Raw genomic sequence first — 24,284 nt, 5'->3', positions numbered from 1 at the left:
CTACCCCCCCCCGGGGACGTCTCCCCAGTTGTCACACTTTTCAAACTGGAATGGTCGTGAGCTAGCTCCGCGGGGACATACCAGTGCGGGTTCCCCGCGATTGCTACCAAGCAGCTGCGAGCAATTCTGCTTGTTGAATCACGGTCTGCACGGCTGCGTCCTGCAGGTCCGGCGGATAACCATATTTGCGCAGGATGCGTTTCACCAGCACGCGCATCCTCGCACGAGCAGATTCGCGATGCGCCCAATCGACGCTGGCGTTTGCCTTGAGATTCTCGACCAGTTCAGCAGCGATGATCTTGAGACTGTCGTTGCCCATGATGTCGACAGCGCTCTCATTATCCGCCAGCGCTTCGTAAAAGGCGATCTCTTCGTCGGATAGCCCTCCCTCTTCGCCGCGCGCCAGCTTCTCGCGTATTTCTTTGGCGAGTTCGATCAGCGTCTGAAGCACCTCGACGGTACTGATCGCATTCGTGTGATAGCGCGCGATCGCGGCCGTCAACCTTTCGGAGTATTTCCGGCTTTCGACAGCGTGCGTTTGTAACCTGGACCGGATCTTATCGGCGAGCAATTTCTTAAGGGCTTCAAGCGCCAGATTGGGCCGCTCGCTATCGCGCATTTCGGCAAGGAACTCGTCGGACAGGATCGAGATGTCTGGCGAGGCCATACCCGCCGCCTGCAGTATATCGACAATTTCCGTCGAGACGACCGATCTGTCGATAAGCTGTTGAACCGCGAGTTCGCGATCCTTCCGAGATTTGGTCGCGCCGCTACTTTTGACCAGAGCGGCCCGCACAGTCTGATAGAAAGCGACCACGTCGCGGATGGCCTTCGCCTCATCGCTCGCAGACGCCAAGGCAAAAGCCTTGCTTAAGGCTAAAACCGCGTCTTGGAAGCGTCGATGTGCGGCCTTCCTTGCTTCGTCGGTTGCTTCCTTCTGCGCTGCATCTTGCTGACGAGCCAAAATCCACTCGAGCGCTTCGGCGAGACACTTCAATCGCTGGCTCGGTGTTCCATGCATTCCAGGCCCGCAATCGAAACCATGGAACATGGCGCTGACGATTTCGAACCGCTCGAGCATGACCCGGATCGCCAGCTTCTCGTCGATACCAGTCTTTTCACGGTCAGATGGGGAGTAGATGCCGAGCGCTGCTTTTAGGTTTTGGGCAATACCGATGTAGTCGACGACAAGCCCTGCTTCCTTATCGCGGAAAACGCGGTTTACGCGTGCGATTGCCTGCATCAGACCATGGCCGCGCATCGGCTTATCGATATACATCGTGTGCATCGACGGAGCATCAAAGCCGGTTAGCCACATATCGCGCACCAAGACGAGCTTGAGAGGGTCAGTCGGATCTTTGGCACGTTTAGCCAGCTCATCTCGGCGCGCCTTCCCGCCGATGTGCGGTTGCCATTCCTGCGGGTCCGATGCGCTGCCGGTCATCACAACTTTCACCGCGCCCTGCGACACATCGTCGGAATGCCACTCCGGACGAAGAGCAACAATCTCGTCGTAGAGCGCCACGCAGATACGGCGGCTCATGCAAACGGCCATTGCTTTGCCGTCCAACGCCTCCAGCCTTCGTTCGAGATGCTCAATCAGATCGTTTGCGACGAGCTTCAACCGGGCCTTTGAGCCCACTAAACGCTCGACTTCGGCCCATCGAGCCTTCAGCTTTTCCTGATCCGTGGCAGCCTCGTCCTCGGTGAGTTCCTCCACTTCAGCATCGATAAGTGGCACCTGATCTTCCGGCAATTCGATGCGCGCCAATCGACTTTCGTAGTAGATCGGCACGGTGGCCCCGTCTTCGACCGCGCGGCTGATATCGTAGATATCGACATAGTCGCCGAATACCGCTGGGGTGTTCACATCGTCCTTTTCGATCGGGGTTCCGGTAAAGCCGATGAAGGAAGCGTTGGGCAGCGCGTCACGCAGATATTTCGCATGGCCGTAAGCCCGCTTGCCGGTTCGCGGATCGATACGCGCGCGAAAGCCGTATTGCGAACGGTGCGCCTCATCCGCCATCACGATGATGTTCTGGCGTTCGCTTACAGGCGCGAAATCGTCCGCGCCCTCGGTCGCCGCGAATTTCTGGATCGTGGTAAAGATCACCCCGCCCGCTGCTCGGTCAAGCTGCACGCGCAGATCATCGCGGCTGTCGGCCTGAACCGGCTTCTGACGGATGAGATCGCTGCACATGGAGAAGGTGCCGAACAGCTGGTCGTCGAGGTCATTGCGGTCCGTGATGACTACAATGGTGGGATTTTCCAATGCAGGATCGCGAACGAGCAGACCTGCGTAGAACGCCATCAGCAGGCTCTTGCCCGAACCCTGCGTATGCCAGATGACCCCGATCTTCTTGTCGCCCGGCGCCTGCTCCGTCTGACTTGCCAGACCAAAGTTGAGCGGATTTTCGCGTAACGAGCCATCGGCTCTAGCAGTCGCATAGGGCAAGGCACGAAGCGTTGCTGACAAGGCGTTCTGAGCAGCGAAGAACTGGTGATACGCCGCGACAATTTTGACAATCCCCTTGCCGGTATCGCCAAACACTGTGAAATCGCGCAGCAGGCGAAGCAGGTTGCCCCGCTCAAACACCCCTTTAATGAGGGTTTCGAGCTGGGGATCGCTTGTAGGCGGGATGGTTTCGCCATCGACCGAACGCCAGGGCATGAAGCGCTCTTCATCTGCAGTCAGAGAACCGGCTCGCGCCTTGATGCCGTCAGACGTGACCAGGACAGCATTGGTTCGAAACAGCGAAGGGATTTGCGCCTTGTAGGTTTGGAGTTGGTTGAAGGCGCCGGACAAGGTTGCGTTCTCATCGCCTGGGTTTTTCAGTTCGAGAACACCCAGAGGCAGGCCATTGACGAACAGCACCACGTCCGGGCGGCGATTGTGTCCCTGCTCAATGACCGTGACTTGATTCACTGCCAGCCAGTCATTGTGATCGAACCCGTCGCTACCGCCGAAATCGATCAGGCGAACCCGGTCTCCGCGCATATTGCCGTCGTCGTAGAATTCGACGGGCACGCCCTCGACCAAGTATTGATGAAGCCGCCGGTTCTCTTCTACCAGCGATGGCGTTTCGCTTGCTAGAACGCGACGCATGGCCTCTTCGCGCGATTCAGCAGGGACTGATGGGTTCAGCCGCGCGACTGCATCGCGAAAACGGTCGAGCAAGACCACATCTTGGTAGGCAGCGCGCAGAGGCTGTGGGCTGTCCGGACACACATCAGGCCCGTGCGCGATCGTCCAACCCAGCTCGCCGAGCCATTCGAGCGCCGCTTCCTCGACGTGGTCTTCGACGAACTTGCCCACTAGGCGAGCTTCTCGAAGCCGCGACGCACCACTCCCGCCATAAGATCACGTCGTTGCCCAAGGAACTGGTCGTAAGGCATCGCCTCCCATCCAATGGGCAGGCCGTGGAACCTATGCATCTCGGCCCAATCCTCATCGGAGAAGCGAAGCCTGATCTGCGGCACATAGTCCTGTGGCGCCTTGGCGCTGATATCGATATTGTCCGGCCATTCCACCAGAGCGTAATTCGCCATTTGGTTGCGCATCCGCTGGTCGCTTACGCCATGCGCTTCAAGCCAGGCTTTGGGGAACAGATGGTGCCGCTCCAGCGCCTTCTTTGTCGTCTTGATGGTAGGGTCCAGCATATCGGAAACGGTCTTGTGCGAGAACAGCACTGGTGCGCCCAGCCGATTCTGCGCTGCAAAAAATGCGAACAGCTGCGGATTGCGGGCAGACGAACTGTCGAACTGCGATGGGAGGGTGATCTGCCAGAAATCGTTGGTCAGCTCGCTGGTGATCTCTCCGTCGAGCCACGAAAGGAAGGCTTCGCCGGTATCGATTTCGCGTATGCGGGCGAGATCGCCATCCATCACGGTTTCGGGCGAACTGGTGTAGCGACCGGTTAGAGAGGCGAAGAAGAACCAGCGACCGATTGCGCGTTGCAATTGATGTTCGGCCAGACCGAAGCGAACCTTACCGATCAGGTAGAAGGCATAGCCAAACAGCAGCGCATTGGTGGACGAAACGAGTTCGCCACTCCGGAAGCCCGCGCCCACCAGCGCTTTGAAATATTGGTGCCAGTTGTTGAGGTTGAGGACGTGCTCCTGCGCCTCCGCCAAGATGTCGAATTGATCCTGCCGCCGCTGTGGATCGTATTCGCCGGTGTCCGGATCCTTGCCCCGCAGAACCTGATACACGCTTTTCAGACGGCCACGGTTGAAGGCCAACGCGACCGCCACGCGCAGCAACTGGTCAGGGTCCGGCTCGAGAAAATGGTTGAACGGGGACGTGTCCGAACCCTTCGCCGGGATCCGTGCCGCCCGGCAGAACTGTTCGAGATCGGTTCGGCCCTTTTCCCAAAACACCGACAGCAGGGTAAGGATGAAGTCAGCCTGGTTGAGCTTCACCCCCTCGCTGTTGATCCGGACGAAGATGTCGGCAACCTGCTCTTCCTCGACCGATTGCGCGATTTCCAGCGCCGTGAACGGGTATTTCTGCAGGTCGAACAGGCGATCGAGATTGTGCGCGATGTGCTCTTCCTCGGCCTCGCTCAATTCCACCTTCTGACCCAGCTTTTCGATGAATCCATTCACCAGCTTGCGGCTGGAAGCACCCGATGACCACAACTGCGAGATGTTGGGGATCCACTCCGGATCGCGCCGAATGGCAGCATCCGCCACCTCGAATTTCCCATCGCTAGGGCGAAAGGCAATTTCGATCTGGCGGTAAGCGTAATTCTCGTCGAGCACCTTTTGGCCCCGAAACACAGCATAGAGCGAGGTGAGCCGCTGCTGCCCGTCCACGATCAGACGGGCGGGCACATCCCGCTGCTTTTCATCAAGCCCGATCTGCTTCGCACCGCTTTCGACGGCATTCTCCCAAAACAACAGGTATCCCACCGGGAAGCCGCGATACATGGAATCGAACAGGTCGCGGACCTTGGCATTCTTCCAGACGAAGGGACGCTGGATATCCGGCAGACCGATATCGCCAACGTCGATAAAATGTAGCAGGCTGGAAAGGTCATAATCGACGCGCTTGAAACAGGTCTTCAATTCACTCACGCGCACCCCCTGCTACGTAACCAGTAGTTTGCAAACTTGCGCAAATCCCGATCCCTCGCAATGCCTTACCAGCTCGCTGGTTTTTGAAATTGCCCAACTGCATCGGTCAGACCGGCAGCAAATTGCGCATTTGCGAGTGCGCCAGGGCGGATCGGCTTTATAAAATGCGCCAGCGGTCTCAGCGCTTGGCTCACATTCCTCTGCGGGTTTAAGAGGCCAATGGTCTTTCCAAATCTGTTGCGGACCTGTTCAATCGGTCCTTTGAGATCGCTATCGTTGCTGATGATGACTGCGCAGTCGAAAAGATCGTCGAAGGCATCCACGAGTAGCATGGTAGCCAGATTGACATCCGAGCCCTTCTCTTCCGTCTTGATCACCGTCCGCGCGAGATAGTTGCCGGCCCGCCATGCGGCTGCATCCGGCATTTTCACTTCATGCGTGAGGAAATGGCCGAGATGGATACTTATTTCAGGAACGGTCGCAAGTGCCCGAAAATAGGTCTGCTGCCGTGTTGCCTGATCAGGATCGTTGGGCCTGGAGCTGACTTGCGCGGTGAAGTAGCGCGTCCGGTCAATCTGGTTTCTTGGCAGCAAATTGCAGCACAGCGCGTGGACGTTCAGCCATTTATTCGGCTGCCCCTTCAGGCATCCATAATAAAGATTGAAGCCGTCGATATAGACCCTTGTCCGCATGGAGATGGTAGTAGGGTGCTGCGATTAAACAAGAAAGGAATTATCTGGCGCGATACACAAGCGAAATTTTTTAGAGGCCTGATAAAGCAGCGGCGACCCCGAAGGATCGCCGCGCACCTTGGCCCCGAAGCGCCAAGGGAGATATCTGCCGCCATATAATCGCCAATCGTTGCCGGTCAATGAATTTGCGATAATCGGAAGGTCGGCCTTAGAGCGCCTCCTCAATTTGACGCTCCGCTTCCCTAACGCGGATTTCGCCGGACATCAGCTTGGGCAGCAGCAGGTCGCGGGTTCGCGTCAGAGTTCGGCACTCAGTTTCATTGGTTCGAACTTTCTGATCGATTGGGCCTGCTAGCTCGTCGAAGGCCTTGAGCACGGCCGCGTCAGGCTCGACAGTTTCTAGTGCTTCAAACTGCTTCTTATTAATCGCGCCGAATACCGTTCCTGTATGCTGATAGATTTCCAATTTCGAACGAAGGGCTGCGGCGGAATAATACGTGAAGCTTAGCGATCCCGACTTATGCCGCAGTGCGGCGACCCCTCTCCCCACGCAGCTTTTCTCCCATGCCAAATTGATATCGCCGACTGGCGCACGCACGCTTACCAAGGTGTCCTCTGCCTCAGCAACGCGCTTCGGCGCATCGCAATACTTCCGATTTTCAGGGTAACGGAAGCCGAAGTCGGTTCGACCTTGAAAGAACGGCAAGCCCTCACCGTCGTCGTTGTAAGTATCGCCTGGTGGGGATTGACCCATCGTTAGGTTGAAACTGGAACCGATAGTGCTGCGTTTCCACCCCTTCGGCGCGCCCTCTTCGTCAAAGCGGTTGGGGAAGATGGACCAGAGGTCCGGCGCGAGATAGGGGGTGCCGCCCGCCATCTTGGCCTTCACCGGGCCAAAGTCGACGAACCAGTCGCGGAACAGCGCCCGCGCCTGCGCCTCCAGCGTCTCGTTCATCCGCCGATTCAGCTCGATCTTGTCGTCGAGGGCGGAGAGCAGCCCAGAGATTGCTTCTTGGTCGGCAATTGGCGGCACCGGCAACTCAAAATTTGGAACGTCTGCACAGCGCAAGCTATCGAATACTGCGCCCACATTGATGAACTTGGAAATTTGATCCCACCAGAGGGGACTTGATGCCAGCCAGCGAAGAAAACCGGGAGAGACACGTTCACCGCTTGCGCGCAGGAGCACCAGATTCTGACCGAGAGCGAAAGACGTGTCATCACGGACAGGCGCAATAACGCCGGGATTCGTTCTGCGAGAAAGCACGATATCGTGCATCTGCGGCCTTGCTTTGACCGTCCATTTTATGAAGTCAGCGTCAGATATTTTTCGAGCGTCGTCGAAGTCTAATCGACCATCCTTCATCTGTGGAATGCCAATATAAGGATAGCCGTTTTCGACAGCAGCGGGGGTAGCATGGACACAATCTATCAGTGTGACACCCGCTTCGCGCAGGGTCATAATTACCCACCCAGCCATCATATCAAAACCGACCCAAGCTTGCTCCTGATCAGCTTCGTTAGCCGTTCGCCTTCATCGAATTCCTGGTCCAAGGTCATTTGCAACGCTGCAAACTTCTCGGTGAATGGCACACCGTCATCTTCGGCTTCTTCGGCGCCGACATAGCGTCCTGGCGTCAGGACATAGCCGTGCTTCGCAACCTCTTCGTGGCTCGCCGAATAAGCGAAGCCGGGCACGTCTTCGTAATTCTTGCCTTCGCGCCAAGCATGGTAGGTGTCGGTAATCCGCGCGATATCCTCATCCGAGAACTCGCGCCGGGTGCGGTCGACCATATGGCCAAGCTTGCGAGCATCGATAAACAGGATTTCACCGCGCCGGTCGCGCAGCTTGGCATCGCCGACCAGCCCGTTCGACTTGTCCTTGGCAAGGAACCACAGGCACACCGGGATCTGCGTCGAATAGAACAGCTGTCCGGGCATGGCGATCATGCAATCGATGACGTCGCCTTCGACCATCGCCTGCCGGATCTCGCCTTCGCCGCTCTGCGTGGAGGACATGGAGCCGTTGGCCAGCACCACGCCTGCCGTCCCTGCTGGCGCAAGATGATGCAGGATGTGCTGCAGCCAGGCGAAGTTCGCATTGCCCGCAGGCGGAATACCGAACTTCCAGCGTGCGTCCTCACGCAGCCGGTTGCCGCCCCAGTCCGACACATTGAACGGCGGATTGGCGAGCACGTAATCGGCGCGCAGGTCCGGCAATTCGTCGCGGTGGAAGCTGCCATCGCTGTTCCAGCGGATGTCGGCATCGATCCCGCGCACCGCCAGGTTCATCATGCACAGGCGCCAGGTCGTATGGTTCGACTCCTGGCCATAGACGGCGATGTTGCCAATGCGCCCGCCATGGTTCTCGACGAACTTTTCCGACTGCACGAACATGCCGCCCGATCCGCAGCACGGATCGTATACGCGGCCATCATGCGGCTGCAGCATCTCGACCATTGTGCGAACGACCGAGCGCGGCGTGTAGAACTCGCCTCCACGCTTCCCTTCAGCCCCGGCGAACTGACCGAGGAAGTATTCGTAGACGCGGCCGAGCACATCGCGGCTTTGCCCCTCGTCGGACTTGAAGCCGATGCCGGAGATAAGGTCGATCAACTCGCCCAGCATGACAGGGTTGAGCGCAGGGCGGGCGTAATCCTTCGGGAGCACGCCTTTGAGCGTAGGGTTCACCTTCTCGATCTCGAGCATCGCCTCGTCGATCAGCTTGCCGATTCCGGGCTGCTTGGCGCTGGCCTGCAGGTGCGCCCACCGCGCGGGCTTGGGCACCCAGAACACGTTGTCGGCCCGGTATTCGTCCTCGTCCTCGACGCCCTCCGGATACTCTTTTTCGAGTTCGGCGCGCTTGGCCATGAAGCCATCGGAAATATGCTTGAGGAAGATCAGGCCTAGGACGACATGCTTGTAATCGGACGGCTCCATATTGGCGCGAATCTTGTCCGCCGCCTTGAAGAGCTCGGCCTCAAACCCGAGGTCGCCACCCTTCCCCGCTTTCGTCGATGGTCTGCCCAATCTCGCCCCCTCCATGCCTATCGATTTTGAGATTGCGGTAGGTGCGTGCATGATTTTGGTCCAGCGCCGAATGCTGCAGGATCAGTTCTGTTGCAGGAGAAGTGCCGCAGGTTATGACAGATCAATTCGCTTTGGGCTGCGCCCGGGGAACGCTGCACACGGTTGGATTTTTTGTGATAAGCTATTGATCTTATTAGCGGAGAAGTTGCTCCAGTTGGGAAAATTATCCAACGAAAACAATGGCGAACAGCTGACTCTTAATCAGCGGGTCCTAGGTTCGAGCCCTAGTGCGTCCACCACCTTCCTCCATTTTTCTGATCGTTCAACCGAGCTGTGCGCAACGGTTTGTCGCGCTCGAACGCCTTTGACACATCACTATGTGCCCCATTCGGTTTACAATCACATCGTGATGTGATCTAACGCTCGTATGAGCGACATTATCTCCCAGGTCCGCCGCCTCGTGCAGGATGGCGGCATGAGCAAGGCCGGCCTCGCGCGGGCGGCGGGGCTTCATGCGAACACGCTTCGCGATTGCACCGAGGAAGGCTGGAATCCGACCTCCGAAACCTTGCGAAAGCTTGCCGCCTTCCTGTCCGACAATGACGAGACGCCGGTCCTCGTCAGTGCCGAGGAGATTATCGAGGAAGCGCGCAACGGGCGCATGTATATCCTTGTCGATGACGAGGATCGGGAGAATGAGGGCGATCTCATCATTCCCGCCCAGATGGCAACGCCGGTCGCGATCAATTTCATGGCGACTCACGGCCGCGGGCTGATCTGCCTCGCGCTCGACCGCAAGCGGGTCGACGCATTGGGGCTCGAGCCCATGGCGCGCGACAATCGCGAGAGTATGCAGACCGCCTTCACCACTTCGATCGAGGCGAAGGATGGGGTCACCACCGGGATCAGCGCCGCCGATCGTGCACGCACCGTTTCGGTCGCCATCGATGCGAGCAAGGGCCCTGAAGATATCGTCACGCCCGGCCACGTCTTCCCCCTCACTGCGCGCGATGGCGGCGTGCTGGTGCGCGCCGGCCATACCGAAGCGGCGGTCGATATCTCGCGCCTCGCCGGGCTCAATCCCTCGGGCGTGATTTGCGAGATCATGAACGAGGACGGGACCATGGCCCGGCTCGACGATCTCGTATCCTTCGCGCGGCGGCACGATTTGAAGATCGGCACCATCCGCGACCTCATCGAATATCGGATGCGCAAGGACCACCTTGTCGAGCGGACGGGCGAGCGCAGCTTCACGTCCGATTATGGCGGCCAGTGGCGCCTCATCACCTATCGCAATACGGTCGACGGCACAGAAAGCTATGTGCTTCAGAAGGGCCATGTGATCGATGGCGAGCCGACGCTGGCCCGCGTCCATCCGATCTCGCTGTTCGACGATCTTCTGGGCCAGCCCGGCCCCCGCAAGCGCACCTTGCAGCGCGCGATGGAAGCGGTCGGCGAGCATGGCTCGGGGATCATCGTGATCATCACCCAGCCCGGCCCGCCCGTCCCTTCCGGCGCGGAGGAGGAGTATCGCAATGTCGGGATCGGATCGCAGATCCTGGCCGATCTCAATGTCAACGAGATGATCCTGCTCACCAATTCCACCCCCAACCTCGTCGCGATCGAAGGCTATGGCCTCGATATCGTCGGCCACCACAAGATCCCGGAGTAAGCGAATGGCACGGTTCCTGATCGTCGAAGCACGTTTCTACGACCACCTCAACGACAAGCTGATCGCGGGCGCGCGCGCCGCGCTGGAAGCGGACGGGCATGAGGTCGAGGTGCTGACCGTGCCCGGCGCGCTCGAAATTCCCGGTGCCATCGCGATGGCGGCGGAGATGGGGCGCTACGACGGTTTCGTCGCCATCGGAGTCGTGATCCGGGGCGAGACCTATCATTTCGAGATCGTGGCGGGCGAGAGCGCGCGCGGGATCATGGCGCTGACGATGGACGGGATCGCCATCGGCAACGGCATCCTGACGGTCGAGAACGAGGACCAGGCTCTGGTCCGCGCCGACCCGGCACAGAAGGACAAGGGCGGCGAGGCGGCCAAGGCCGCGCTCGCCCTCCTCGCTTTGTCGGAGCGTTTCGCCGCCTAGAGCGCGAAATCAGCCGCGCAGGCGCCCGAAACAGGCGGCCCCTGCGTAAACCGCGCTGTCGCCCAGCTCTTCCTCGATACGGATCAGCTGGTTGTATTTCGCGAGCCGGTCTGAACGGGCGAGCGATCCGGTCTTGATCTGCCCGCAATTGGTGGCGACCGCGAGATCGGCGATGGTCGCATCCTCGGTTTCGCCCGAGCGGTGGCTCATCACGGCGGTGTAGCCCGCGCGATGCGCGATATCGACGGCTTCGAGCGTTTCGGTCAGCGTGCCGATCTGGTTGACCTTCACCAGCAGCGAATTGGCGAGACCCTGTCCGATCCCGTCGCGCAGGCGATCGGGATTGGTCACGAACAGATCGTCGCCCACCAGCTGGATGGTATCGCCGATCCGGTCGGTCAGCGCCTTCCACCCGGTGAAGTCGTCTTCCGCCATGCCGTCCTCGATCGAACGGATCGGATAGTCGCGGCACAATTTGTCGAGATATTCGGCCATGCCTTCACCATCGAGCGACAGGCCTTCGCCCGATATCTCGTATTTCCCATCGCGGAAGAACTCGGTCGATGCGCAATCGAGCGCTAGGACGACATCCTCGCCCGCCGTGAAGCCTGCCTGGCCGATCGACTCCATGATGAAATCGAGCGCGGCGCGCGTGCTCGCCAGATCGGGGGCGAACCCGCCCTCGTCGCCGACTGCCGTCGCCAGACCCTTTTGCGAAAGGCCCTTCTTGAGGGTGTGGAAGATTTCCGCGCCCCAGCGCACCGCTTCCGCGAGACTGTCCGCACCCACAGGCATGACCATGAATTCCTGGATGTCGATCGGATTGTCGGCATGTTCGCCGCCATTGATGATGTTCATCATCGGCACTGGCAGGACATGGGCAGACACCCCGCCGATATAGGAATAGAGCGGCAGGCCGCGCGCATTCGCCGCCGCTTTCGCGACCGCCATGCTGACGCCGAGAATGCCGTTGGCGCCGATACGGCCCTTGTTCGCCGTACCGTCGAGGTCGATCATCGCCTGGTCGATATCGCGCTGATCCTCGGCATCGAAGGCGCCGATCAGGAGATCGCGCAGTTCGGTGTTGACCGCCTCGACCGATTTCAGGACGCCCTTTCCGAGATAGCGATCCTTGTCGCCATCGCGCAATTCCACCGCCTCGTGCGCGCCGGTCGATGCGCCCGAAGGGACGGCGGCGCGTCCGAAGCTGCCATCTTCCAGCAGGACGTCGACCTCCACAGTAGGATTGCCGCGGCTGTCGAGGATTTCGCGAGCGTGCAGGTCGATGATGGCTGTCATGGTTGGAGGCTCCGTTCAGAGGAAAGATCGATCGCGGACCCTCTATGCATCGGAACATTGCCGCGCAAGTTGCGTTGCAACATCATAGACCGGGCATGAACGTGCCCCGGTTTCGATTCAAAAAGAGACCACAGACAAGAGGGCAAGGACGAAACCGATGGCCGATTCCACCACTCCCGAAACCAAATCCAAGAAATCGAAGACCGACAAACCGAAATCCGCTCCCAAGCCCCGCAAGACGGTGGCGAAGAAGGGCGTTGCAAAGGAGACCGTTCCCGTGACCAACACTGCCACAACTTCCAGCGTCGCCGACACCACCGCGACCGCTGCCTCGACCAATCCGCATCGGGAAGAAGCCAAGTCACGCTTCAGCGCCGCGGTCCAGGAAGCCAAGGCCGGGGCCGCTGCCCTGCGCGCCGAAGCAGGGGAACGCGCCAGTGCCTACAAGGCGCAGGCCGATGGCAAGCGTTCCGACCTGAAGAGCGATGCGAAAGCCTATGGCGAAGAGGCGAAGGTGAAGGGTCACGAGCTCGCCACGCAGGGCAAGGCCAAGCTTTCCGAAGGGATCGCCACGCTCGGCCAGATGGTCAACGACAACGCGCATTACGTCGACGAGAAGGTCGGCGCGAAATATGGCGATTATGCCCGCAGTGCCTCGCGCTCCTTGAGCGATACGGCCGCCAAGCTCGATGCGAAGACTGTCGACGAGCTGGCCGATGATGGCCGGGCGATGGTCCGCCGCAGCCCGGCGACCGCCGTCGGCATCGCGGCTGTCGCGGGCTTCATGCTCTCGCGGCTTTTCAGCCGTCGCTGAGCGTCGAACCGGGGTGCGCACCACACATACGGCACAAGAGCCTGACGGGCTCGGCAAGATCGAAGGGGAGCGGACGGCGTTCGCTCCCTCTTCTTCGCATAGCGCGCGGGAGGCGGCCGAAGTCTTCGAGGAGCAGGCTGAACAGGACGAGTTGGCGGAGCCTCGGCATTCGCTGACCGATGATCTGTTCGCTCTTCTCGATGATGGGAAAACCTATTTCGAAGCCGAACTCGCTTTCCAGAAGAGCCGGACATCCTTCGTCGCCAATCGGGCAAAGATGGCGGTCACTTATGGGGCGGCGGCTTTCGGTATTCTCCATCTGGCGCTGATCGCGGTGACCGTAGGCATCGTGATCGCACTTGCGCCTTTGGTTGGCCCCTGGATCGCCACTCTTATCGTCGGCGGCGTGCTTATCGCTCTCGGTATCATCTGCGTTCGTATGCTGAAGGGCAAGATCGACGATATTCGCGCTGCCTTCAAAGGGGACGAATAATGGGCACTCGTCGCGCCAAGATGCTCGAAGACAAGCGTTTGCGTGATGCGGCGCGCGCGCTCGTCACGGCTGATATCGAAAATTTGAAATCCGACCTCGCCGTGAAGAGTCCGGGTGCGCGCCTCGCGGACCGCCTCGCGGAAGGGGCCAGCGACGTTTACGACGAAGCGCTCGACGTGGCCCGCGACCACAAGGGGGCGCTCGCCGCGATCGCTGCGGCCATGATCCTCTGGTTCGCCCGCAATCCCGTTCTGGCTACTTTGTTCGGTGACGACTGGGCGGAGGATCCTGATGCCGAATACGATGCCGAAGAGGATTACGACGAAGACTGGCCTCATTCGGAACAAGTCGGGCGATGAACCCGTTGCTTGACCAGAAACCAAATCTCGGAGATTTTCATGAGCAACGTCGCCACTCTCAACACCGAAACCAAGCCCCAGACTGATGAAGAGCGCCGCGAGGTTCTCCGTCAGCGCATCGAAGCCAGCGAACAGCGCAATGCGGAGCGCAGCTTTACCGATCAGGCGAAGGAAGTGCTCGATACCGCCACCGATTTTGCCAAGAAGCACCCCCTGACTGTGGTAGGCGGTGCGATCGGCGTCGGCCTGCTTATCGGTGCAATGACCCGTCCGGGCCGCCGTCTTGGCCGTCGCACCGGGGCGATGGCTGCGATGGCGGGCGATACGGTGCTCGGGTATGCCCTTGGCCTCGTGGATCGGGCGGAAACGGCCGGTGCCGCAGCCCTGCGATCCAGTTCGGACGCGTTCGAAGATCTGGGCGAAAGCGTCGGCTCGACTGCGCGCAGGCTTCGCCGCGATGCGGCGTATCGCGCCGATGCGACCAGCGATGCTCTCGCAAGTTCGCGCCGCCGCGCAAGCCGCAAGGCAAGCCGCGGACTGCGCGGTCTTAAATCGCGCCTCACCAACTGAGATACGCGATAGATCGGCCTCACAAGGCGATCCTTTCAGCGGCGCGTCAGACTTGTCTGGCGCGCCGCTTGCGTTATGGCGCAGGCGAAATCCGCAACTTCGATCGAAGGGCCATCCCATGGAAGAAACGACCGCCAAGCAGACCCTCTACCTCGTGATGGGTGGCCGCGTGAAAGATCCGCGCAGCACCGAATTCCAGGACCCCGAAAGCATCCATGTCGCGGGCGTCTATTCCGATTACGACAGTGCAGAAGAAGCCTGGCGCGCCAATGCGCAGCGCACGGTCGATGATGCGGAGATGAAATACGTGGTCGTCCATCTCCACAAACTGCTCGAACCGAAGGGCTGAGTCCGTCACGTACGCGATCCGCCTCTTTCGTGACGCGGATGCGAAGGCCTTGAGTGACATCCTGCTCCGGGCCATCGCCGAGATCGGGCCCCGCGCCTACTCGCCCGAACAGGTCGGCGCATGGCGCTCTCGCCATCCCGGCGCCGCGAGTTATCGCGAGCGCGTCGCCGCTGCCGACGCGATTATGGTGGCAGTCGATAATCGGGACCGTCCGGTGGGGTACGTGCTGGTGCAGACCGACGGTCATGTCGACCACCTCTATCTGCACCCTCACCACACGAGGCGCGGTCTTGCCGAGCGTCTTCTCGATGCCGCCGAGACTTTCGCGCGCAGCCAGAGCGCCGAGCGCCTGTTTTCCGAGGCGAGCGACTTGGCGCGCCCCGTATTCGAGCGCGCCGGATACAAAATGACGCACCGCCGCGACCTGTCGATCGACGGAGTGGCGATCCACAATTGGGCGATGGAAAAGCCGTTGGGATGAACAGCTGGCCTGACCAGCGCCTCGCGCCGACCAGTTGCCTTTACCGCGTCAGATGAACTCGATCTTCTCCACGAGATAGAACTTGTCCCCGCTCGGCACGGTGACTTCGATCTCGTCTTCGACCTGCTTGCCGATCAGGGCGCGCGCGATCGGCGAATTATAGCTGATACGCCCCTTGTTCGCATCCGCTTCGGTCTGGCCGACGATTTGATATTTGATCGGCTTGTCGTTCTCGTCGAGCAGGGTGACGGTAGCGCCGAACACTACTTTGTCGCCCGAAAGCGTCGACGGATCGATGATCTGCGCGCGCGAGACCTTGTCCTCGATCTCGGCGATCTGCGCCTCGATCTGGCCCTGGCGTTCCTTGGCGGCGTGATATTCGGCGTTTTCCGAAAGGTCGCCATGGGCGCGCGCTTCTTCGATCGCATCCACCACCAGCGGACGTTCCGCGCGCAGAACCTTGAGGTCGGCCGTCAGCTTTTCATAGCCTTCGGCAAGCATCGGTACCTTTTCCATGGACTTGGGCCCCATCTCGTTTTGGCCCCCGCACAGGCAATTCGATCGACCGTCCGCACCATCGCGGATCATGGCAGTACCGAATGTGTGGGGGGCAATCGCTGAATATTCGTCAGCTATAATAGTCCTGAAGCGACCTGACTTCAAGTTCACCGGGCGAAACTTCGGCGATGGCCCGTGCCGTGGCGAGCGCCGCGCTCGCCGTGGTGTAATACGGCACCTTGCGATCGAGCGCGCCGTGGCGGATCGATTGCGAGTCCAGCAAGGACTGCCAGCCTTCGGTGGTGTTGAAGATCAGGTCCACCTCGCCATCCACGATCGCATCGACGATGTGGGGGCGTCCCTCGGCCACCTTGTTGACCGGTTCGACCGCAAGGCCCTGTTCGGCCAGATAGCGTTGGGTGCCGCCCGTCGCGATCACGCGGAAACCCTGGTCCAGCAGGGTCTTAACCGCAGGCAGGATCACCGGCTTGTCGCTATCCTTGACCGAAACGAACAGCGTGCCCGTCCGCGGCAGCTTCATTCCTGCGCCGATCTGCGATTTGAGGAAGGCGGCAGGGAAGCCGGTGTCGATCCCCATCACCTCGCCGGTGCTCTTCATTTCGGGCGAGAGGACCGGGTCGGCGCCGGGGAAGCGCGCGAAGGGGAACACCGCCTCCTTCACCGCCATGTGCTTGGGCCGGATATCGAAAGGTTCGAAATTGGAGAGCGGTTCGCCCGCCATCACCCGCGCAGCGATCTTGGCGACCGGACGCCCAATCGCCTTGGCGACGAAGGGCACAGTGCGGCTGGCGCGCGGATTGACCTCGATCAGATAGACCTCACCGTCCTTGATCGCGAACTGGACGTTCATCAGGCCGCGCACTTGAAGGGCATGGGCGAGCGCCTCGGCCTGCCGCTCCATCTCGGCGACGATGTCGTCGGAGAGGCTGTAGGGCGGGATCGTACAGGCGCTGTCGCCGGAATGGACGCCGGCTTCCTCGATATGCTGCATGACGCCCGCGATGCGGACCTCGCTGCCGTCGCAGATCACGTCGACATCGCATTCGATCGCATCGCGCAGATACTGGTCGACCAGCACCGGGCTGTCGCCCGACACATTGACGGCAGTGGCGATGTAGTCGTCGAGCTGGGCTTCGCTGTCCACGACCTCCATCGCGCGCCCGCCGAGCACGTAGCTCGGGCGCAGCAGCACGGGATAGCCGATGCGGGCGGCCCAGGCGGCGGCCTCGTCGCGGTCCCGGGCGATGCCGTTCTGCGGCTGCTTGAGATCGAGCTTGTTGACGAGGCGCGCGAAGCGTTCGCGATCTTCGGCAAGGTCGATCGCATCGGGGCTGGTGCCGAGGATCGGCACCCCTTCCCGCTCCAGCGCGGCGGCGAGCTTCAGCGGAGTCTGCCCGCCGAACTGGACGATCACGCCGACAACCTCGCCGCGCGACATTTCGACGCGCAGGATTTCGAGCACGTCTTCCTCGGTCAGCGGCTCGAAATAGAGCCGGTCGGAGGTGTCGTAATCGGTGCTGACCGTTTCGGGATTGCAATTGACCATGATGGTCTCGAATCCGGCCCCGCCCTCGTCCGAACCTAGCGCGAAGCAGGCGTGGACGCAGCAATAGTCGAACTCGATCCCCTGCCCGATCCGGTTCGGCCCGCCGCCCAGGATCACGATCTTGCGGCGATCGCTGGGCTCCGCCTCGTCCTCGGGCTCGCCGAAGCTCGGCGCTTCGTAGGTCGAATACATATACGGCGTCGCGGCCTCGAATTCGGCCGCGCAGCTGTCGATGCGCTTGAACACCGGATAGACGCCCATCTTACGGCGCAGCTTGCGCACTTCTTCCTCGCTGGTCGCGCCCGCCATGGCGCGCAACGCATCGTGCAGCAGGCCCGACCGGCGCGCCTGCGTTTCCGCAAGGCCGCCCGCGACCCCGACCGAGCGCACCGCCAAAATGGCGAGCCGCTTGTCCGAAAAGCCCATCGCCTTCAGGCGCCGCATCTCGGCGGCATCGCGCGGCAGGCCGTTATGCGCGATCATGTTCTCTTCGTAGATGATCGCCTCGATCTGGCGCAGGAACCACGGATCGAACCCGGTGAGCGCCTGGATCTCGCCCATTTCGAAGCCCTCGCGGAAGGCCTGCGCGATTTTGAGGATGCGGTCGGGCGTGCGCTGGCTGATCGCGGCGGTGATGACCTCGCGGCTCTTGCCTTCGAGTTCGGAAACGCGGTTGAACCCGTCGAGCCCGGTTTCGAGGCCGCGCAGGGCCTTCTGCATCGATTCCGCGAAACAGCGGCCAATCGCCATGACTTCGCCCACCGACTTCATCGCGGTCGACAGTTCGGGCTTGGCGCCCTTGAATTTCTCGAAGGCGAAGCGCGGGATCTTGGTGACGACGTAATCGATCGTCGGTTCGAAACTGGCGGGCGTCGCGCCAGTGATTTCGTTGGTCAGCTCGTCCAGCGTGTATCCCACGGCGAGTTTCGCCGCGACGCGCGCGATCGGGAAGCCGGTGGCCTTGGAGGCGAGCGCGGATGAGCGCGAGACGCGCGGGTTCATCTCGATCACGATCAGGCGGCCGGACTTTGGATCGACTGCGAACTGCACGTTCGAACCGCCTGTTTCCACACCAATTTCACGCAGCACAGCGATGCTGGCGCTGCGCATGATCTGGTATTCCTTGTCGGTCAGCGTCAGCGCCGGGGCGACGGTGATCGAATCCCCGGTGTGGACGCCCATCGGATCGACATTCTCGATGGCGCAGATGATGATGCAATTGTCCGCCCGGTCGCGGACAACCTCCATCTCGTATTCCTTCCAGCCGAGCAGCGATTCCTCGATCAGGACTTCGGTGGTGGGCGAAGCGTCGAGGCCTTCGCGAACGATCCGCTCGAACTCGGTCTTGTTGTAGGCGATGCCGCCGCCGGTGCCGCCGAGCGTGAAGCTGGGCCGGATGATGGACGGCAGGCCGGTGCGTTCGAGCACGGCGAAAGCCTCATCCACCGTGTTGGCGACGCCGCTGCGCGCGCTCTCCAGGCCGATCGCATCCATCGCCTCGCGGAAGCGCTGGCGGTTTTCCGCCTTGTCGATGGCATCGGCATCCGCGCCGATCATCTGGACGCCGTATTTTGCCAGCGTGCCGTCATTGAACAAAGCCAGCGCGCAATTGAGCGCCGTCTGCCCGCCCATCGTGGGCAGGACGGCATCGGGCCGCTCCTTCTCGATGATCTTGGCGACGATTTCGGGCGTGATCGGCTCGATATAGGTCGCGTCGGCCATTTCCGGGTCGGTCATGATCGTGGCGGGGTTGGAGTTGACGAGGACCACGCGGTAGCCCTCCTCCTTCAACGCCTTGATCGCCTGCGTGCCGGAATAGTCGAACTCGCAGGCCTGGCCGATGATGATCGGCCCAGCGCCGATGACGAGGATCGAGGAGATGTCAGTGCGTTTGGGCATTAGAATCCTAAAGCTCCGCGAATCGTTGCTATGCAGACTGCCACCGAAGCGTACGCCTTAAACTTCGGGTGAGCGGTGAGTTTCTCAAGAAGATTGAGGTCCGGTTCGACCATCTGACAAAGCGCGACAAGTGCCTCGACCAATCTCTGAATGTCGATACGATCCGCTTCTGTTCGAAAGTTGATCGTCTGAACTTTCAGGTGCAGGTCTTGGACATAAGCGCGAAGTTCTCGCAGCTTCCTTGCGTCGCTCCATACGTAGCGAGGCCCAGTCCACGCTTCCGCATCATGTCTGTCATGCGTCTGATCAAGCCCTTCCAGCACCAGCTGACTGAATCCGGAAAGCTCGTATTGACCTTGGCTTGATAGGCGGAACGGAGTTTTCGCTATTGATTTAGCTTCGTACGTATCTACCAATCCATCCGAAACGAGATTTTCGACGGTTGCTTCAATATCAGCGACTAAGTCATTGGACGAAGCATACCCGGTGTCCCCTTCCCGCTTGGCAAGCTCCTGACCAAAGAGGAAGTTTAGCTGGCTTAGATTTACCCACGTCGGCTCACCACTTTCGTTCACAAGGTTTTGAAGTATCTCAAGCAGATGCGTTCGGAGACTACGTTCGGTGAAAGAGTAATCGTTCACTCCAACATCCCCACGAACTTCTCGAACAGGTAAAAACTATCCTGCGGACCCGGGCTCGCTTCGGGGTGATACTGCACCCCGAACGCCTTCTTGCCCCGGATCGAAATCCCACAATTCGTCCCGTCGAACAGGGACACATGGGTCTCGTCCACCCCCTCGGGCAGGCTCTCGCCATCGATGGCGAAGCCGTGGTTCATGCTGGTGATTTCGACCAGGCCCTCGCTCTCGCCCCACTCGCCCCCGACGCGCTGGACGGGGTGGTTGGCGCCGCGATGGCCCTGGAACATCTTGGCCGTCTTCGCCCCCGCTGCCAGGCCGAGCATCTGGTGGCCGAGGCAGATGCCGAACAGCGGCACGTCGCGCTCCAGCAACCCCTTGATGACCGGCACCGCATACTCGCCCGTCGCCGCCGGATCGCCGGGGCCGTTCGACAGGAACACGCCATCGGGTTCGAGCCGCATGATCTCGTCGAGCGAGGTGCGCGCGGGCACCACGGTCACCTTCGCACCCGCCTTGGCGAGGCTGCGGAAGATATTGTCCTTCGCCCCGTAATCGATCGCGACCACATGCGGCTTTTCATTGCCATGGTCGGTGTAGCCATGGCCCAATTGCCAGTGGCCGCCGCGCCAGTCTTCCAATACGCCGCGCGTCACGCCGGGGACGAGGTCCAGCCCTTCCAGCCCGCTCCATTCCGCCGCCTTCGCGCGCAGGGCCGCGAGATCGAACTCGCCGCGCGGGCTGTGGGCGATCACGGCGTTGGGCGCGCCATTCAAGCGGATACGGCGCGTCAGCGCGCGCGTATCCACGCCCGACAGGCCGATCTTGCCGTTCGCGCGGCACCAGTCGACGAATTCGTCGCGGGCGCGGAAATTGGAATGCGCGGTGACCTCCTGTCGCACGATGCAGCCCAGCGCGCCGAGGCCGCGGCTCTCGTGGTCTTCCTCGTTCGCGCCGACATTGCCGATATGGGGGAAGGTGAAGGTGACGATCTGGCTGTCATAGCTCGGATCGGTCAGGACCTCCTGATACCCGGTCATCGCGGTGTTGAAGCAGACCTCGCCCACCGCATTGCCCGTCGCGCCGAAGCCCTTGCCCCAGATCGCGGTTCCATCCGCCAGCACGAGGACGCCGGTCGCGCCTGATGGTTGCGCGTGCGAAGATGCGGACAGGGCCATGGGCGCTCCGTTTCAAGAAATTGCCGACGATGTGTGCTAAGTCCCAGCCGCTAGGGGCAGGTCGCGTGCCCGTCAAGCGGAACGCTTGGCTTTGCGACAGCTTGCTCTAAATGGACGCCAATTCATCCACAGATACCGATTACGAGGCACCATGCTGCGCGAGAACATCCAGGCCGAAACCGTCACCGCCATGAAGGCCAAGGACAAGGAGCGCACTGCCGCGCTCCGCCTGATCGGCGCCAAGATCAAGGATCGCGACATCGAGCTGCGCACCTCGGACAAGAAGCCCGAGGACGACGCTCTGGTGACCGACGTGCTGCTCAAGATGGCCAAGCAGCGTCGCGAATCGATCGAGATGTATGAAAGCGGCGGCCGCCAGGAACTGGCCGACAAGGAAAAGGCCGAACTCGCGGTGATCGAGGAATTTCTCCCCCGTCAGATGAGCGAGGAGGAAACCAAAGCCGCCATCGCCGACATCAAGGCGGAAACCGGCGCGGAAGGGATGAAGGATATGGGCAAGGTCATGGGCGAGCTGAAGGCGCGCCACGGCGCCACGCTCGACATGACGCGCGCGAGCGGCTGGGTGAAGGAGGCGCTTTCGTGACGTCGATGCGCCTGTTGCTTGTCTGCGCTCCGCTGGCTCTCGCCGCCTGCGGAGAGGCGCCTGAGCCCGAACCCGCGCCCACTGCGACGCCCACCGTGGCCGCCCCGCGCACGCTGGTTGCCGCCGATTTCGATCCCGCCACGCTCGGCGCGAAGATCGTCGGGCCGCAGGGGCCGGAACCCGAGGCCGCGATCATGGCGGACGGGCGCGAGATCGCGCGGATCAAGAGCTTCGTCGCCTGTCCCGAGGGCGTCACTGAATGCGTCCCCGCCGATATGCCCGAAGGGACAGTCTATACCTATGTCCACGAAGTCACGCTGGCCGACGATCTCGAACCGCAGGTGATCGAGACGCCCGAAGCTAGCGGCGCGGTGATGGAAGTCCCCGCCTCGCTGTTCCGCATGACCCAGGCGGCGCAGGGCTTCAACCGCTCGGTCGGCTATTCGCGCGCGCAGGCCGAGACCGCGCTTGGCGCGGGCGACGCGATCCAGGTCAGCAGCGATTCGGGGGAGATCATCTGGCGCGTGACTGCCGGTTCGGGCTGGAAGCCGGGTATGCCGGTGACCTTCTGGTGGCAATCGACCATTCCGCCTAAAGGCCCGGCGGACGCTTACAGCCTCGAAGTCAACGGTGTGACCGCAAGCGCGAAGGGACCGTTCCCACCCGCAGCGGAGTAGCATCGAGCCTGCTGGACTTGCCCTTGTCCGGCGAGGTAAGGCAGAACCATGCTGACCCCACAATGGCTCGACGAATTGCGCGCGCGGATCACGCTGTCCGCGATCGTCGGGCGCACGGTGCGGCTGACCAAAGCGGGGCGCGAATACAAGGCGTGCTGCCCCTTCCATAACGAGAAGACGCCCAGCTTCTACGTCAATGACGAGAAGGGGTTCTATCACTGTTTCGGGTGCGAGGCGCATGGCGATGCCATCCGCTGGATGACCGATCAGCAGGGCCTTCCCTTCATGGACGCGGTGAAGGAATTGGCGGCTGAAGCCGGGATGGAGGTCCCCGCCCCCGACCCGCGCGCGGCGCAGCAGGCGGAAAAGCGCGCCAGCCTGCATGACGTGACTGCGGCGGCGCAGGCGTTCTACGTTGACAGGCTGCGATCCGCGGATGGCGCCGCCGCGCGGGCTTATCTGGCGCGGCGGGGGTTTGCGCAAGGCGTGGTGGAGGCGTTCGGCTTCGGCTTCGCACCCGAGGACCGCCAGGCCATCCCGCGTGCCCTGTCGCAGTTCGACGAGCCGATGCTGCTCGAAACCGGGCTCAGGATCGATGTCGAGGGGAAGGAGCCCTACGACCGTTTTCGCGGACGGCTGATGCTGCCGATCCAGGATGCGCGCGGGCGGGTGATCGGTTTCGGCGGGCGCATCCTCGACGGGGATTCCAATCCCAACGCGCCCAAATATCTGAACTCGCCCGATACGCCTTTGTTCGACAAGGGCCGCACGCTCTACAATCTCCACCGAGCCGCTCCCGCCGCGCGCAAATCGGGGCGGATGATCGTAGTCGAAGGGTACATGGATGCGATCGCCCTCGCCCAGGCCGGGTTCGAGGAAGCAGTTGCTCCCCTCGGCACTGCCTTGACCGAGACGCAGATCGAGATGCTGTGGCGTCATGTCGAACGGCCGATCCTGTGTTTCGACGGGGACAAGGCTGGACAGAAGGCGGCCATGCGGGCCGTCTCGCGCGCTCTGCCGCTGCTGCGCCCGGCCCATTCGCTCGCCATTGTGCGCCTGCCCACCGGGCTCGACCCCGACGATCTTCTGCGCGAACAGGGTGCCAATGCGATGGAGCGTCTGCTGGCGCAGCCCGCCGGATTGCTCGACACCTTGTGGGATTTCGAGAAATCTGCAGCGCCGCTCGATTCCCCCGAGGACAAGGCGGGATTGAAAGCGCGGCTGCTCGATCATGTCGAGACGATCCAGCACCCCGATATCAAGGCGCTCTACAAGCGCGAATTGCTCGAACGGTTTTCCGCCTTCGCCTTTCCTCCCAAGCCCAGGCGCGAATGGACGCCGCAGTCCTTTTCGGGCGGACGCAAGGCACCCTGGCAGGGAAAAGCCGTTATCCCCGCCCTTTCGCAGGAAGCGAAAAGCCGTCTCGAACGCGCGATTTCCGGCGGCGCGCGCGATTCCTTCGTGGCGGCGATTATCGCCGGGCTCGCGCGCTTTCCCGACCAGATATTGCGTCATGAAGAGGCGCTTCTGGGGCTGGCTGCAAGTGATCGAAATGTCGGCCCTGCCATCGATTCCTTGATCGAAGCCGCCGAGACGCTTGATTTGCACGGCGAATCATCCATATCGCTGGACAACGGCCTTCCCGCCCCACCGGATAAAACCCGCTTCGCCTTCCTCGATGATGGCACCGACCCGGTAGATGCGCGCGAGGATCTGGCCGAAGCCGTGTCGCTCCTGGTCGAAAGGCCTGCGTTGGAAGCTGCCCTGATGGCGGCGACCGCGCGGTTCGATCAGGACCCGGAAGGCTCGATCGCCGAACAGGCCAGCCACCGCGAACGGTTGCTGGCACTGAACGACCGGTTGAAGCGGTTCGGGCGCAGGCGCGCCGCGGCGGCCGAAAGCAGGAATTGATCGATCGTGTGGGGCCCTCCCGCCCGGCACGCAGAAACGGACTGACC

21 protein-coding genes are annotated in these 24,284 nt (G+C 61.3%); 11 read left to right on the top strand and 10 right to left on the bottom strand.

What is annotated here, in order from left to right; genetic code table 11:
* Positions 1-103 precede the first annotated feature (103 nt).
* The 5 genes from GRI47_RS04600 to GRI47_RS04580 all read right to left on the bottom strand — a co-directional run bounded on the left by GRI47_RS04600 (position 104) and on the right by GRI47_RS04580 (position 8,801).
* On the bottom strand, positions 104-3,316 hold the full coding sequence (locus tag GRI47_RS04600; protein ID WP_160660165.1) for an HsdR family type I site-specific deoxyribonuclease: 3,213 nt from the start codon (positions 3,314-3,316) through the stop codon (positions 104-106).
* The gene (locus GRI47_RS04595; RefSeq protein ID WP_160660164.1) at positions 3,316-5,079 is read right to left on the bottom strand and encodes a GmrSD restriction endonuclease domain-containing protein; all 1,764 of its coding nucleotides are present in this window, start codon (positions 5,077-5,079) and stop codon (positions 3,316-3,318) included. Before GRI47_RS04595 ends, GRI47_RS04600 begins: the two co-directional genes overlap by 1 nt.
* Before the next feature lie 65 nt (positions 5,080-5,144).
* On the bottom strand, positions 5,145-5,771 hold the full coding sequence (locus GRI47_RS04590; RefSeq protein ID WP_160660163.1) for an NYN domain-containing protein: 627 nt from the start codon (positions 5,769-5,771) through the stop codon (positions 5,145-5,147).
* A 208-nt stretch (positions 5,772-5,979) separates the two neighbouring features.
* Entirely contained in the window at positions 5,980-7,233 is a 1,254-nt protein-coding gene (locus tag GRI47_RS04585) for a restriction endonuclease subunit S (RefSeq protein WP_160660162.1), read from the bottom strand.
* Between the two features lie 17 nt (positions 7,234-7,250).
* Positions 7,251-8,801, bottom strand: a complete 1,551-nt coding sequence (locus GRI47_RS04580; RefSeq protein WP_237452616.1) for a class I SAM-dependent DNA methyltransferase — start codon at positions 8,799-8,801, stop codon at positions 7,251-7,253.
* Between the two features lie 427 nt (positions 8,802-9,228).
* Here GRI47_RS04580 and ribB point away from each other — a divergent pair, with 427 nt between their 5' ends.
* Positions 9,229-10,473, top strand: coding sequence for a 3,4-dihydroxy-2-butanone-4-phosphate synthase (gene ribB, locus GRI47_RS04575; RefSeq protein ID WP_160660160.1), 1,245 nt, complete (start codon positions 9,229-9,231; stop codon positions 10,471-10,473).
* Between the two features lie 4 nt (positions 10,474-10,477).
* On the top strand, positions 10,478-10,900 hold the full coding sequence (gene ribH / locus GRI47_RS04570) for a 6,7-dimethyl-8-ribityllumazine synthase (RefSeq protein ID WP_160660159.1): 423 nt from the start codon (positions 10,478-10,480) through the stop codon (positions 10,898-10,900).
* A gap of 9 nt (positions 10,901-10,909) precedes the next feature.
* On the opposite strand, the gene eno is transcribed toward ribH, so the two are convergent.
* On the bottom strand, positions 10,910-12,199 hold the full coding sequence (gene eno / locus GRI47_RS04565; protein ID WP_160660158.1) for a phosphopyruvate hydratase: 1,290 nt from the start codon (positions 12,197-12,199) through the stop codon (positions 10,910-10,912).
* A 157-nt stretch (positions 12,200-12,356) separates the two neighbouring features.
* Between eno and GRI47_RS04560 the strand changes: the two genes are divergently transcribed.
* The 6 genes from GRI47_RS04560 (at position 12,357) to GRI47_RS04535 (ending at position 15,265) form a co-directional block, all read left to right on the top strand.
* Complete coding sequence (locus GRI47_RS04560) at positions 12,357-13,013, top strand: hypothetical protein (protein WP_202387178.1); 657 nt, start codon at positions 12,357-12,359, stop codon at positions 13,011-13,013.
* 13 nt (positions 13,014-13,026) lie between these two features.
* A complete protein-coding gene (locus GRI47_RS04555; RefSeq protein WP_160660157.1) occupies positions 13,027-13,506 on the top strand; it encodes a phage holin family protein in 480 nt (159 codons plus the stop codon).
* A complete protein-coding gene (locus GRI47_RS04550) occupies positions 13,506-13,865 on the top strand; it encodes a hypothetical protein (RefSeq protein WP_160660156.1) in 360 nt (119 codons plus the stop codon). The genes GRI47_RS04555 and GRI47_RS04550 overlap by 1 nt, the downstream gene beginning before the upstream one ends.
* Before the next feature lie 39 nt (positions 13,866-13,904).
* Positions 13,905-14,435, top strand: a complete 531-nt coding sequence (locus GRI47_RS04545) for a hypothetical protein (protein ID WP_160660155.1) — start codon at positions 13,905-13,907, stop codon at positions 14,433-14,435.
* A gap of 118 nt (positions 14,436-14,553) precedes the next feature.
* Positions 14,554-14,784, top strand: a complete 231-nt coding sequence (locus GRI47_RS04540) for a DUF4170 domain-containing protein (protein WP_160660154.1) — start codon at positions 14,554-14,556, stop codon at positions 14,782-14,784.
* Between the two features lie 49 nt (positions 14,785-14,833).
* The gene (locus GRI47_RS04535; protein WP_202387177.1) at positions 14,834-15,265 is read left to right on the top strand and encodes a GNAT family N-acetyltransferase; all 432 of its coding nucleotides are present in this window, start codon (positions 14,834-14,836) and stop codon (positions 15,263-15,265) included.
* Between the two features lie 48 nt (positions 15,266-15,313).
* Here the strand turns inward: GRI47_RS04535 and greA are convergent, their stop codons facing one another.
* The 4 genes from greA to carA form a co-directional block, all read right to left on the bottom strand.
* Positions 15,314-15,796: a transcription elongation factor GreA gene (greA, locus tag GRI47_RS04530; protein ID WP_202387279.1), complete on the bottom strand. Its 483-nt coding sequence runs from the start codon at positions 15,794-15,796 to the stop codon at positions 15,314-15,316.
* A gap of 97 nt (positions 15,797-15,893) precedes the next feature.
* Positions 15,894-19,229, bottom strand: coding sequence for a carbamoyl-phosphate synthase large subunit (gene carB, locus GRI47_RS04525; protein WP_160660152.1), 3,336 nt, complete (start codon positions 19,227-19,229; stop codon positions 15,894-15,896).
* Positions 19,229-19,870 carry a hypothetical protein gene (locus tag GRI47_RS04520; protein WP_160660151.1) on the bottom strand — a complete coding sequence of 214 codons (642 nt, stop codon included), beginning with the start codon at positions 19,868-19,870 and terminating at the stop codon, positions 19,229-19,231. Before GRI47_RS04520 ends, carB begins: the two co-directional genes overlap by 1 nt.
* Positions 19,867-21,045 carry a glutamine-hydrolyzing carbamoyl-phosphate synthase small subunit gene (gene carA / locus GRI47_RS04515; protein ID WP_160660150.1) on the bottom strand — a complete coding sequence of 393 codons (1,179 nt, stop codon included), beginning with the start codon at positions 21,043-21,045 and terminating at the stop codon, positions 19,867-19,869. The genes GRI47_RS04520 and carA overlap by 4 nt, the downstream gene beginning before the upstream one ends.
* Before the next feature lie 151 nt (positions 21,046-21,196).
* Here carA and GRI47_RS04510 point away from each other — a divergent pair, with 151 nt between their 5' ends.
* From GRI47_RS04510 to dnaG, 3 genes are read left to right on the top strand one after another with little or no spacing between them, the layout of a single operon-like run.
* A complete protein-coding gene (locus GRI47_RS04510) occupies positions 21,197-21,649 on the top strand; it encodes a GatB/YqeY domain-containing protein (RefSeq protein WP_160660149.1) in 453 nt (150 codons plus the stop codon).
* 5 nt (positions 21,650-21,654) lie between these two features.
* A complete protein-coding gene (locus GRI47_RS04505) occupies positions 21,655-22,326 on the top strand; it encodes a hypothetical protein (RefSeq protein ID WP_160661300.1) in 672 nt (223 codons plus the stop codon).
* 48 nt (positions 22,327-22,374) lie between these two features.
* Positions 22,375-24,237, top strand: a complete 1,863-nt coding sequence (gene dnaG, locus GRI47_RS04500) for a DNA primase (RefSeq protein ID WP_160660148.1) — start codon at positions 22,375-22,377, stop codon at positions 24,235-24,237.
* Positions 24,238-24,284: the final 47 nt, after the last annotated feature.

The organism is Qipengyuania pelagi (assembly GCF_009827295.1).
Lineage (GTDB): Bacteria > Pseudomonadota > Alphaproteobacteria > Sphingomonadales > Sphingomonadaceae > Qipengyuania > Qipengyuania pelagi.
The sequence above is the reverse complement of the archived record's forward strand: the minus strand, read 5'-3'. Positions and strand labels throughout refer to the sequence as shown.